The sequence below is a fragment of the Pseudomonadales bacterium genome (assembly GCA_041395665.1).
Taxonomy (GTDB): domain Bacteria; phylum Pseudomonadota; class Gammaproteobacteria; order Pseudomonadales; family UBA7239; genus UBA7239.
The window spans coordinates 176,727-188,344 of sequence record JAWLAB010000002.1 but is presented as its reverse complement, the minus strand read 5'-3'; the positions used below and the strand labels follow the sequence as shown (position 1 = coordinate 188,344).

The 11,618-nt window shown below is 49.9% G+C and carries 9 protein-coding genes, 1 pseudogene and 1 riboswitch; all 10 genes and pseudogenes read left to right on the top strand.

The window, feature by feature from the left end; translation table 11 throughout:
- Positions 1-38 precede the first annotated feature (38 nt).
- A riboswitch (cobalamin riboswitch) is annotated at positions 39-279 on the bottom strand.
- Between the two features lie 80 nt (positions 280-359).
- Positions 360-1,535, top strand: a complete 1,176-nt coding sequence (locus tag R3E63_03420; protein ID MEZ5539009.1) for an acyl-CoA dehydrogenase family protein — start codon at positions 360-362, stop codon at positions 1,533-1,535.
- Positions 1,536-1,548: 13 nt separating this feature from the next.
- The gene (locus tag R3E63_03415; protein ID MEZ5539008.1) at positions 1,549-2,430 is read left to right on the top strand and encodes an SDR family NAD(P)-dependent oxidoreductase; all 882 of its coding nucleotides are present in this window, start codon (positions 1,549-1,551) and stop codon (positions 2,428-2,430) included.
- A gap of 4 nt (positions 2,431-2,434) precedes the next feature.
- Positions 2,435-3,886, top strand: coding sequence for a zinc ribbon domain-containing protein (locus R3E63_03410; GenBank protein MEZ5539007.1), 1,452 nt, complete (start codon positions 2,435-2,437; stop codon positions 3,884-3,886).
- Positions 3,883-5,046, top strand: coding sequence for an acetyl-CoA acetyltransferase (locus tag R3E63_03405; GenBank protein ID MEZ5539006.1), 1,164 nt, complete (start codon positions 3,883-3,885; stop codon positions 5,044-5,046). Before R3E63_03410 ends, R3E63_03405 begins: the two co-directional genes overlap by 4 nt.
- A 19-nt stretch (positions 5,047-5,065) precedes the next feature.
- The gene (locus tag R3E63_03400; protein MEZ5539005.1) at positions 5,066-5,611 is read left to right on the top strand and encodes a hypothetical protein; all 546 of its coding nucleotides are present in this window, start codon (positions 5,066-5,068) and stop codon (positions 5,609-5,611) included.
- A gap of 71 nt (positions 5,612-5,682) precedes the next feature.
- Positions 5,683-6,498, top strand: coding sequence for an enoyl-CoA hydratase-related protein (locus R3E63_03395; protein MEZ5539004.1), 816 nt, complete (start codon positions 5,683-5,685; stop codon positions 6,496-6,498).
- A gap of 8 nt (positions 6,499-6,506) precedes the next feature.
- Positions 6,507-6,851 (top strand): divalent-cation tolerance protein CutA, encoded by a 345-nt coding sequence (gene cutA / locus R3E63_03390; GenBank protein MEZ5539003.1) that lies wholly within the window; start codon positions 6,507-6,509, stop codon positions 6,849-6,851.
- A 9-nt stretch (positions 6,852-6,860) separates the two neighbouring features.
- Positions 6,861-8,012: an FAD-dependent oxidoreductase gene (locus R3E63_03385; protein ID MEZ5539002.1), complete on the top strand. Its 1,152-nt coding sequence runs from the start codon at positions 6,861-6,863 to the stop codon at positions 8,010-8,012.
- Positions 8,013-8,119: 107 nt separating this feature from the next.
- Positions 8,120-10,288: pseudogene (locus R3E63_03380) on the top strand (Tex family protein).
- Positions 10,289-10,536: 248 nt separating this feature from the next.
- Positions 10,537-11,553, top strand: a complete 1,017-nt coding sequence (locus tag R3E63_03375) for a hypothetical protein (GenBank protein MEZ5539001.1) — start codon at positions 10,537-10,539, stop codon at positions 11,551-11,553.
- Positions 11,554-11,618: the final 65 nt, after the last annotated feature.

The window sequence follows — 11,618 nt, the reverse complement described above, 5'->3', positions numbered from 1 at the left end:
GCATGCCAATAAACCAGGAACAAATCCGACCCCGGATTCTGTACCAATCCATTTCAGGCCGGTCTCCGGACTCGCGAGTGAGTGCGTCTATGCACTCCAATGGGCACCTTCCCATGTTGTTGGTCTTGCGACCTGAAACACAGTGGTTATTGCCGATCTCTACTCGCTTACCGTTGCGGGGGCAGTGCCGGAATAGTCTTCCCGTAGGGTTGACGCACCGGCTTCCCGTTTCACCTCTGGAACGAATGTCCCATTGGCACCTGAAAGCGCGAGCAGGGTATGGAAAACTTTTTGAGAATGCAAGTAGCCTGCGCCACATGCGTAGTGGGCAAGTGATAGCGTGGTGGACGAGTGGTAGAATGCGTGCCCTTTCTTTCCGTTTCATTCAGTCGTTAGAGGAGTCCGTTGTGGATCTCGATTTCAGCGAAGAGCAGGTCATGTTGCGCGATACCGCGCGCGGTATTTGTGAAGAATTGTCACCGTCGGCTGTCGTGCGGGCGATGGAGCAGGACGAGGCCGGTTACTCCGCGCCTTTCTGGCAACAACTGGCCGAGTTGGGCATCACCAGTCTCGGCATTCCTGAAGCACACGGCGGCATGGCGTGGGGCGCGTTGGAAATGGCGATTGTGTACGAAGAGTTCGGTCGCTCACTCGCGCCTAGCCCGCATTGGGCGAGCTGTGTGTTGTCAGCGAAATTGCTGGAACTGGCTGGCACGGCACAGCAACAAGAAAACTTTTTATCTGGCATTGCCAGCGGTGACACCATCATCGTGCCTGCACATTTGGAGCCAAAAAATGGCTTTGGTGCAGAAGGTGTGCAAATGCGCGCCACAAAACAAGGTGAAAACTATGTGTTGAACGGCACAAAATTGTTAGTGCCGTTTGCGTCATCTGCGGCGCGTTTGTTGGTGTTGGCGCGCACGGGTGAAGGTGTGCAGGATGTCGCCGGTTTCTTGGTCGATCCAAAATCTGCTGGCGTTACTTTAACGCGCGAACGCAATCACGCCGATGACGCATTGTTCCAAGTCGATTTCAATAATGTTGCCGTCAATACTGCTGATGTGTTGCACACAGCAGGCTTTTGGGCAGCGTGGGAAAACGCAATGACGCGTTCGATTGTTGCACTGGCAGCGCGTTCGATCGGTGCAGCGGAAGCGATTCATGCGATGACGGTGGATTACGCCAAACAGCGCGTGCAATTTGGTAAACCGATAGGTTCGTTCCAAGCGATTGCGCATTATTTGGCAGATTTGATCGTCAAAATCGAAGGCGCAAAAGTGTTGGTGTATCAATCCGCGTGGGCGATTGATAACAACAAACCGTTCGAAAAAATTGCATTGCAAGCCAAACTGCAGGCTTGCAATGTGTTGCGCGATGCGTCAGCCATCGGCGTGCAAGTGCACGGCGGTTTTGGTTTTACATCAGAAGGTGATCCGCAGTTGTATTTTCGTCGCGCCAAACATTGGCAGTTGACCAACTGGGATAGCGCCTTTTTAGAAAAACGCATCGCTGCATTGATTCTCGACGCAGCGTGATGAGGAAAACACGATGAAATTATTGGAAGGAAAAGCAGCAATCGTTACCGGCAGTGGTCGTGGTGTTGGTCGCGGGCATTGTTTACATTTGGCTAAAAATGGCGCGAAAGTTGTCGTCAATGACATCCTGTTAGAAGAAGCGCAAAAAGTAGCCGATGAAATCAAAGCGGCGGGCGGTGAAGCGATTGCCAGTAACGCAGATATTGGCTCGCGCGCCGGTTGTGAATCGCTGATACAACAGTGCGTCGATGCGTTTGGCGGCATTGATATTGCGATCAACAATGCGGGCATCGTGCGCGACAAAACCATGCTCAAATTGGAAGACGCCGACTTTGATTTGGTGTGGCGCATTCATGTCATGGGTACATTCTGGATCGCACAAGCGGCGGCGAAAAAAATGATCGAGCAGGGTCGCGGTGGCTCCATCATCAACACCACTTCCGGTGCGCATTTTGGCAGCTTTGGTCAAACCAATTATTCCGCTGCAAAAGGTGCAATCGCTTCCATGACTTATACATGGGCGATGGAATTGGCAAAGCATGGCATTCGCGTCAATGCGATTGGCCCACTGGCGACCACGCATATGTCAGCAACTTTTTCTGATGCCGACAAAATGCCGTTTTTCCCACCTGAAAATAACGGCCCGATTGTTTGCTGGTTGTGCAGCGATGAAGCGGATTATGTTTCCGGACAAATTTTCGGCACCGGCGGTGATCGCATTTCTCACATGGTGCAACCGCATTACGGCAAAACTTTGATCAAGCCGGGAGGTTGGGAAATCGACGATATTCGTCAACATTTCAAACAGCACATACCGCCAGAGTTTGGCGCGTTTGGTATGTTGGGCAAACCGTATCCATTTCATGCAGGCGTGAAACCGCCGGTGAAGGAGTAAAAAAATGGCAGGCATCATTTCTCACGGCGCGTACATTCCTCGCATGCGTTTGCCTTTATCCGTTATCGCAGGCAAAGCGCCGAAAGACGGCGGTCCCGAAAAAGCTGTTGCATGGATGGATGAAGACAGTGTGACGATGGCAGTCGCTGCGGCACAAAATTGTTTGCAAGGTTTTGATCGCGCGCGTGTGGATGCGGTGTTGTTTGCCACCACCACTTACGCGTTTGCAGAAAAACAAGGCGCAGCGATTATTGCCAAAGCATTAAATTTGAAAGGCGATGTGCGCACAGCCGATATTTCACACAGTACGCGCGCAGGAACGATTGCGTTGCAATCGGCGATTGATGCCGTGAAAGCGGGCAGCGCGCAGCGCGTGCTAGTGATTGCCGCTGATTGCCGCATGGGTGCACCCAGCTCCGGTTTTGAAGCCAATACCGGCGATGCTGCTGCTGCATTTTTAGTGGGCGCAGAAGGCGCGATTGCAACACTGGATTGCGCTTGCGCGCACACCACCGAAATCATCGATATCTGGCGCAAACAGGGCGACCGTTTTGTGCACGGTTGGGAAGATCGTTTCGTCAATGTACACGGTTATATCGAAAATACTGTGGCAGCGATTCAAGGTTTGGTGGCAAAAAGCGGTGTTGCTTTATCATCAATTAATAAAGCCGTTTTGTATGCACCTGAAGCGCGCTCACTCGGTGAGATGAGCAAAGCGGCAGGTGTAGCAAAAGAACAAATTCAAGAGCCTTTGTTTGGCAAAGTGGGTAATGCTGGTGCGGCGTTTGCGCCACTGTTGTTGATTGCTGCGCTTGAACAAGCAAAAGCTGGTGAAAAAATTCTCGTTGCCAATTACGGTGATGGTGCCGATGCGCTGCTGCTTTCTGTGACAGGTTCGCGTGCGAAAGCAGAAGGATATCGCAGCGTGAGTGATTTATTGTCGCGTCGCAAAGTGGTCGATGCTTACGGTAAATACATGAAAGCGCGCGGCTTAACGATCACGGAATACCCAGAAGTGGATGATCAAGGCATTTCAGCGACCGTACATTTCCGCGAGCGCGATGAAGATTTGTCGCTGGAAGGACAACAGTGTACGCATTGCGGTACACATCAATTTCCGAAAGGTCGTGTGTGTGTGCGCTGCCACAGCAAAGATCTGTGGACACCCGCTTGCTACAGCGATTTAACGGGCAGTGTTGTGACTTATACCTTGGATGCGTTTTTCCCTTCGCCAGAGCCGCCAACTGCGGTGGGTATTATCGAAGTGAAAAATACCGATGGCTCTGCGGGGGCGCGCATTCATATGCAAATTTGCGAAACTTCTGCTAAAGATATTGCGGTGGATTTGCCAGTGGAATTTACTTTCCGTTGCATACACCGCGTGGGTCAACGCCCCAATTATTTTTGGAAATGCACGCCGATTGTTTCTGTCTCTGTTGAAGGAGTTGCCGCATGAGTATTAAAGACAAAGTGGCAATCGTCGGTGTCGGCTGCTGTAAGTTCGGTGAGAATTGGGATAAGTCCGAAGAAGACATGATTGTCGACGCGGCTTACGAAGCGTATGCCGATGCAGGAATTACAGAACCCGCAAAACAAATTGATGCAATTTATTGCGGTTCTTTGTACACAAAAAATGGCCCCGTCGAAGTCAGTGAAGCGCTTAAGTTGTACAAACCACTCACCGCAGTTTCCAATTATTGTGCAACCGGCACGGAAGCATTTCGCGCGGGTGTGATGGCGATTGCTGCGGGTGTTTACGACACAGTATTGGTGGTGGGTTATGACAAACCGAAAGATCGCGGTGTGTCGGGTCCTAGCGTCAATATCAAAGGCGTACGCGATTTGCCAGCCACTCCTGCGGGTTGGTTTGCCATGTGCGCTGCACCATATTTCAAAAAGTTTGGTGCAGGCCGTGAAGATTTAGCAAAAATTGCGGTGAAAAATCACTACAACGGCACGCTGTCACCGAAATCTTTTTTGAAAAAAGTGATCACCGAAGAAGATGCACTGAATGGTCGCATGATTTCTTGGCCTTTTGGTTTGTACGACTGCGCGGCGCAATCAGACGGTGCGGCGGTTGCTGTTATTACCAAAGCCTCGCTGGCAAAAAATTTCCGCGATGATCCGGTGTATGTGAAAGCCGTAGCCAGCGGCTCGGCGGCAAATCCGCACACCGATCCTGACCACGATTTTTTGCGTTGGAAACCGACAGAAAATGCGGCGGCAGAAGCGTACAAAATCGCTGGCATCAGCAATCCGTTCAAAGAAATTCATATCGCACAGGTGCACGATTGCTTCACGCTCACTGAGCTGTTGGCGTATGAAGATTTAGGATTTATTCCAAAAGGTTCGGCGAAAGAACACATCGCCAACGGCACCTTCACTTTGAAAGGTGAATTACCCGTTAACACCGATGGTGGTTTGAAAACTTTTGGTCATCCAACGGGCGCAACCGGCGTGCGTATGATTGTGGAGAATGTGTTGCAGTTGCAGGGGCGTGCCGATAAACGCCAGTTGTCACTGCATAACGGCAAACAACCGACGATGGCACTGACACACAATATCGGTGGCTTCCCAACGGGTTGTGCCGTTAGCATCATTGGTATTGATAAGTAAGCGCAGCGAGGTGATCGCCATGAACGCAAGGATGGGTAAAGCTCTGCTAGCTCTGTTTGTAATGGGGCTGGCGGGCTGTGCTGCGACACCAGAGACCAAAGAGCGCGCTGCGCCAGAACCTATGTCTTTGACACTCAACGAACAAGATGTGCAATACATGTGCGCGTCGCCTGTTTATTTGAGCGATGTGACAAAAAGTTTTGTTCTGCCCTTGGGTAGCAATGACCGCACGGTAGCGATGGGCGATTTATTGAACCAAGCCGTACAAAAAATGTTTTGGAAAGAAACCAAAGCAGGTAACGCAGTAGCACCCGTCGTGACAGCAGGATTTGATGGTGGCACCGGTGCTTATCGCGATAGCACGCTGTATGTGCGTATCAGTTTGCAGTTTCAGATTTTCAAACCGACCGGCCAATCGTATATGGATGTTGCTGTCGGTGAATCCTCTTCTAAAACAGCACCGGATTCTAGCGATGGCGCAGTGGTCAATGCTGCGCTGCAACAGGCGCTGGGGCGATTGGCAGGCGTGTTAAGCAGTGCGGGGATTTGCCGTCCCATGCACTAAAAGGGAATGCGTTAAAAGAATGTGCTAAAAAATCATTAAACAGTATGGGCAAAAAATAAAAAGGTTTTGTTATGAATTTTGAAACACTCACTTATACCGTTAGCGATGGTGTTGCTGTTATTTCTTTGAATCGCCCGCAGCAGCGCAACGCGGTGAACTCGGTGATGAGTCGCGAATTGCCGCAAGTGTGGCAACACTTCAATCAAGATAAATCGGCTGTGGTGGCAATTCTCACCGGTGCTGGCGATAAAGCACTGTGCACGGGCGCAGATTTAGCGGATCTGCCAGAAACGGATGGTGAAGTGGACGACCAAGGTCGCAAATTTGGTACGCTGGCTTCCATCAAATGGACATCGTTGCAAAATCGTATTTGGAAGCCAGTCATTTGTGCCGTGAATGGCATGGTAGTGGGCGGTGGTCTGCATTTTGTGGCGGATTCTGACATCGTAATTGCTGCTGATTCGGCAACATTTTTTGATACGCATGTAAAAGTGGGCTTGGTTGCTGGTTTAGAGCCGGTGAGTTTAGTGCGCAAAATGCCGTTTGATGCGGTGATGCGCATGGCATTAACGGGCGGCAATGAGCGCATGAGTGCTCAGCGCGCGTATGAATTGGGCATGATCAGCGAAGTGGTACCTGCGACAGAGTTGATGCAACGCGCACACGCTTTAGCCGATTTAATCAAAACCAATTCGCCGGTTGCGTTAGCGCGCACAAAAAAAGCGGTGTGGGAAGCGAAAGAAATGGGTTTGCATGCAGGCTTGGAGAATGCGTGGCAATACATCATGGCACAGAACACGCATCCTGATATTGCCGAAGGTGGCAAAGCATTTATGGAGCGCAGAAATCCGCAGTGGCAGCCGTATGCGGGTGAGTGCGACGATTGACCAGTGCGATGACTATTGCCGTGGATTCGTCGTTTTGCGTTGTGCTGACAACAACTTCCAGCCGCGCAGAAGCAGAACAGTTAGCGAAATTATTGGTGGAACAAAAGTTGGCGGCGTGTGTGCAGTTGCTGCCCATCGACAGTATTTACACTTGGGAAAATACGGTAAAACAGGATTCAGAAGTGTTGATGCTAATCAAAACTTCAAAAGCAAGTTTTGTCAGCATTGAAATGTTGATTCAACAACATCACAGTTATCAGGTGCCTGAAATTATTCAGTTGCCGATTGAGCAAGGTTCTAGCGCGTATTTGCAATGGCTTGCAGATGCCGTGAGTAAAAAAACATTAACTTGAGGTGAAAAAATGTCAGACCCTATCATCATCATCGGCACTGGTTTATCCGGCTATACCTTGGGCAAAGAATTTCGTCGTTACGACAAAGAAACGCCTTTGTTGTTTGTTACTACGGACGATGGCCGCAATTATTCTAAGCCTATGTTGTCGACAGGATTTGCCAAGAAAAAATCTGCCGATGAGTTAGCGGTGGCTGATGCCGGTGCGATGGCAGAGCAGTTGCACGCATCGATTCGTACATTTGCCAAAGTGACAGCGATTGATCCAGCGAATCACGAAATCAGTATTGGTGATGAAAAATTGCGTTACAGTAAATTGGTGATTGCTTGGGGTGCAGAATGTATTCGTGCGCCGCTGCAAGGTGACGGGCAAGATCTCGTTTATTCGGTGAATGATTTGTTGGATTACGCCGAGTTTCGCAAAGTGGTTGCCGATAAGAAAAAAGTGTTAATTATTGGTGCAGGTTTGATTGGCAGCGAATACGCCAATGATTTGGCTGCTGGCGGCTATGAGGTGGAAGCGGTAGATCCATTGTCGGGTCCGTTGGGTTCGTTGTTGCCGCCAAAGGCTTCGGCTGCCGTGCAAAACGCGTTGGAGCGCGATTGCAATGTGCGTTATCACTTCGGCACCGTGGTTGAAACAATCAATAAAAAAGACGCGGGCATTGTAGCGACGCTGGCGGATGGTTCAAAAGTCGAAGCGGATATTGTGTTGTCGGCGGTCGGTATGCGTCCGCGCATTGGTTTGGCGCGTCAGTCGGGCATTGCAGTCAATCGCGGTATCACTGTTAATCGATATTTAGAAACTTCTGTGCCGGATGTGTATGCGATGGGCGACTGCGCAGAAGTGGAAGGTCATGTGCGTTTTTATGTGCTGCCGTTGATGGCTTGCGCGCGCACGCTGGCAAAAACTTTGTCAGGTGAGCGCACAGCTGTGGTGTATGGGCCAATGCCTGTTGGTGTCAAAGTGACTGTGTGTCCGATTCAATTGTCGCCACCATTGCACGGTGCGGTGGGTGAATGGCAGGAAGAAGTGGATGGCGATAATGTGCGTTCATTGTTCCGCAGTCCAGAAGGTAATTTGTTGGGCTTTGCTTTGACCGGAAAATGCACCGAGCAAAAAACAGAATTGGCAAAAGAGTTGCCGCATATTCTTGGTTAAGTAACTACGCGGTAAACATAAGGCAGTAAACACAAGGCAGGCTTGCAAACAAGTCTGCCTTTTTTATTGCGCCTTGCAGATAATGTGTGCAGTTTGTTGGAGTTGTTATGAATAGTATTGATCAATATATCGCGCAAAAAATTGCTAAAGAATTGTCGGTGCAGGCAGCGCAAGTGGTTGCTGCGGTGCAGTTGTTGGATGAGGGCGCGACGGTGCCTTTTATTGCGCGTTATCGCAAAGAAGTGACAGGTGCATTGGATGATACGCAACTGCGTACCTTAGAAGATCGTCTAGCCTATTTGCGTGAATTGGAAGACCGCAGAAAATCTGTCATTGCCAGTATTACAGAGCAAGGCAAACTAACGCCAGAATTGGAAAAAGATATTCTGGCAGCGGAAACAAAAAATCTATTGGAAGATTTATACCTGCCATACAAACCTAAACGCAGAACCAAGGCGCAGATTGCGCGCGAGGCAGGCTTAGAACCGCTGGCATACGCGTTATTGGAAAACCCACAATTAACGCCATTGGAAGAAGCGAATAAATATTTGAACGCTGATCACGCGGTGAATGACGCACAGGCGGCACTGGATGGTGCAAAACAAATCTTGATGGAGCAATTCAGCGAAGATGCGAAGTTAGTCGGCGAATTGCGTGAACTATTGACAGAAAGCGGTTTAGTAAAATCGCAAGTGGTGGATGGCAAGCAGAATGAAGGTGAAAAGTTTCGCGATTATTTTGATTTCAGTGAAAAAATTTCCGTGATGCCGTCGCATCGTGCGTTGGCAGTATTTCGCGGTCGCAAAGAAGGCATATTGAATGCTTCCTTGGTGTTGCCCGAAGAATTGACCACGCCAGATCATATCTGCGAAAGAAGAATCGCCGCGCGTTTTGCTATTAAAAACGAAGGACGCGCAGCCGATGCGTGGTTGGCGGAAGTCGTGCGCTGGACTTGGCGCATCAAGTTGCTGACGCATTTAGAAACTGATTTGCTTGGGCAATTGCGTGAGCGCGCTGAAGAAGAAGCTATTCGTGTTTTTGCCAGCAATCTCAAAGATTTGTTATTGGCGGCGCCGGCAGGGCAAAAAGTGACGCTGGGTTTAGATCCAGGGTTGCGTACGGGCGTAAAGGTCGCGCTGGTGGATAACACGGGCAAAGTATTGCAACACGGCGCCATGTTTCCGCATCCACCGCAAAACAAATTGGCGGAGGCAGAGAAAATTCTGTTTGCGCTGTGTAAACAATACAGCGTTGATTTGATCAGCATTGGTAATGGTACAGCCTCGCGTGAAACAGAAAGATTTGTTGCGGATGTGTTGAAAAAACACGCCGAGCTCATGGCAAAAAAAGTGGTGGTGAGTGAAGCGGGTGCTTCTGTGTATTCGGCGTCGGAGTTGGCAGCGAAAGAGTTTCCGGATTTGGATGTCACGATTCGTGGTGCGGTATCCATTGCGCGCCGTTTGCAAGATCCTCTAGCGGAACTAGTAAAAATTGAACCGAAGTCGATAGGTGTTGGTCAGTATCAGCACGATGTCAACCAAGTGCAGTTGGCAAAAACGCTGGATGCTGTAGTGGAAGATTGTGTAAACAGCGTTGGTGTGGATGTAAACACGGCATCGGTGGCCTTGCTCAAACGCGTATCGGGGCTTAATCAAACATTGGCGAGTAATATCGTCGAGTTTCGCGATAAAAATGGCGCATTCCGTAATCGCGAAGCTTTAAAAGCGGTGCCGCGCATGGGTGATAAAACTTTTGAGCAGGCGGCAGGCTTTTTACGAATTAACGATGGTGAAAATCCTTTGGATAAATCAGCGGTGCATCCAGAGTCTTACAGTGTTGTGCAGCGTATCGCGGAAAAAAATCAACGCACTGTGGATAGCTTGATTGGTGATAGCACTTTCTTGCGTACAGTTCAGGCAAAAGATTACGCGTGTGAACAGTTTGGTTTGTTAACTGTGCAAGATATTATTCGCGAGCTGGATAAACCGGGTCGCGATCCGCGTCCAGAATTCAAAACAGCCAGTTTTCGCGACGGTGTTGAAAAAATTTCTGATCTGCAAATTGGTATGGTGCTGGAAGGCGTTGTTACCAATGTGGCAAATTTTGGTGCGTTTGTGGATGTTGGTGTGCATCAAGATGGTTTAGTGCATATTTCTGCCATCACGAATCGTTTTATTAAAGATCCACGCGAAGCGGTGAAAACAGGTGATATTGTCAAAGTGAAAGTATTAGAAGTGGATGCTGCGCGCAAACGCATTGCGTTGACGATGCGATTGGATGATGAAACTTCTGCAAAAATGGATAGCGCAAAAATGCCCAAAGTAGATCGCAAAACCAGTGAGCGCTACCTCGGCGGTGGGCAGCCAAAACCAGCTGAATCAGGGACGATGGGCGATCTTCTACGCAAAGCCATGGAGAAGCAAGGTGGTCGTTAAAATATATATTTTTCTAACCACCTTGTAGGGTTGCCACTCACACTGCTAGTGTAATTGCGCGTATTAATTTCATGCTCCAGGAGGGCAATATGCGCGCATTGATTAGCACTTTGATGACAGTTTTTATTTTGGCCGGTTGCTCTAGTTATGAGCAGGATTACCGTCAGGTGGATCATTATTCGGGCAGTCGATACAGCGGTAGTGATTACCGAGGTAACGATAGCTATTACAGCGCCGACAGCGGTGTTTATAGCGGCAGCAGCACCACGGTTTATGCGAGCACGAATTACAGCTACTACTACCCGTTTGGTAATGTCTCCTATCCTCGAGACCGCATTTGGATTATCGGCTCTTACGGCAGCTGTAATTACTACAGCTACCGCGGCTACTGTTACCGCTATCGCAATGATTACGACCGTGTAATTGTTTGGGATCGCAAACACGGTTATGACGACCACTGGTATCGCAATCGCCAAGATTGGTGTCGCCGTAATGATTGTTACCGCGATCATGTTGTGCGAGATGGCAAAGGTCGCCCCATCGTTCCGCCACGCGTAGAGCGTGATGGAATGCAAAGAGCGCCACAGCACCCTCGCCAGCAGTATCCTAATTACCAAAATCACAATCGCTCTCCGAGCGTAGATCGTCGCGGCACTGATTCGCGCCGCGACTACGATCGTGATCGAGATAACCGCCGTGGCGATTACAACCGCAACCATGATGACAACCGAGATCGTGACTACAACCGTAACCATGATGATAGTCGCCGTGATGACAGTCGTGATCGCAGCAGCGCTCGTTCGTGGGATGCGCGCCAACCTGTCGAAAGAGGGAGCTCGCAGCCTGTGATCCGCAATACGCGCAGCGGTTGGCAGCAGGATCAGAGCAGTTCGTCGAGTCAGCAGCCTGTGATCCGCAATACACGCAGTGGTTGGCAGCAGGATCGAAGCAGTTCGTCGAACCAGCAGCCGGCGCAGCGCGGAATGCCCTCTGCTTCGAATAGTGGCGACTCGGCGCGTGCCAGCCGTAGCCGTGGACAAGAGAGTAGACAAGGCTCGTGGGGCGGGCGTAGCAGCGACGCTACGCCTAGTGAAGAACAGCAATAAGTAAATACTGTAAAAAAACACAGCACAAGCTGGAACAGCTCAGGATTCCCCGTAGAATAGTCAAC

What these genes read in the sequence shown, in the direction of transcription:
- R3E63_03395 (MEZ5539004.1), top strand. Translation starts at nt 5,683, where the DNA reads ATGAATTTTGAAACACTCACTTATACCGTTAGCGATGGTGTTGCTGTT.
- R3E63_03415 (MEZ5539008.1), top strand. Translation starts at nt 1,549, where the DNA reads ATGAAATTATTGGAAGGAAAAGCAGCAATCGTTACCGGCAGTGGTCGT.
- cutA (MEZ5539003.1), top strand. Translation starts at nt 6,507, where the DNA reads ATGACTATTGCCGTGGATTCGTCGTTTTGCGTTGTGCTGACAACAACT.
- R3E63_03375 (MEZ5539001.1), top strand. Translation starts at nt 10,537, where the DNA reads ATGCGCGCATTGATTAGCACTTTGATGACAGTTTTTATTTTGGCCGGT.
- R3E63_03385 (MEZ5539002.1), top strand. Translation starts at nt 6,861, where the DNA reads ATGTCAGACCCTATCATCATCATCGGCACTGGTTTATCCGGCTATACC.
- R3E63_03410 (MEZ5539007.1), top strand. Translation starts at nt 2,435, where the DNA reads ATGGCAGGCATCATTTCTCACGGCGCGTACATTCCTCGCATGCGTTTG.
- R3E63_03420 (MEZ5539009.1), top strand. Translation starts at nt 360, where the DNA reads ATGCGTGCCCTTTCTTTCCGTTTCATTCAGTCGTTAGAGGAGTCCGTT.
- R3E63_03405 (MEZ5539006.1), top strand. Translation starts at nt 3,883, where the DNA reads ATGAGTATTAAAGACAAAGTGGCAATCGTCGGTGTCGGCTGCTGTAAG.
- R3E63_03400 (MEZ5539005.1), top strand. Translation starts at nt 5,066, where the DNA reads ATGAACGCAAGGATGGGTAAAGCTCTGCTAGCTCTGTTTGTAATGGGG.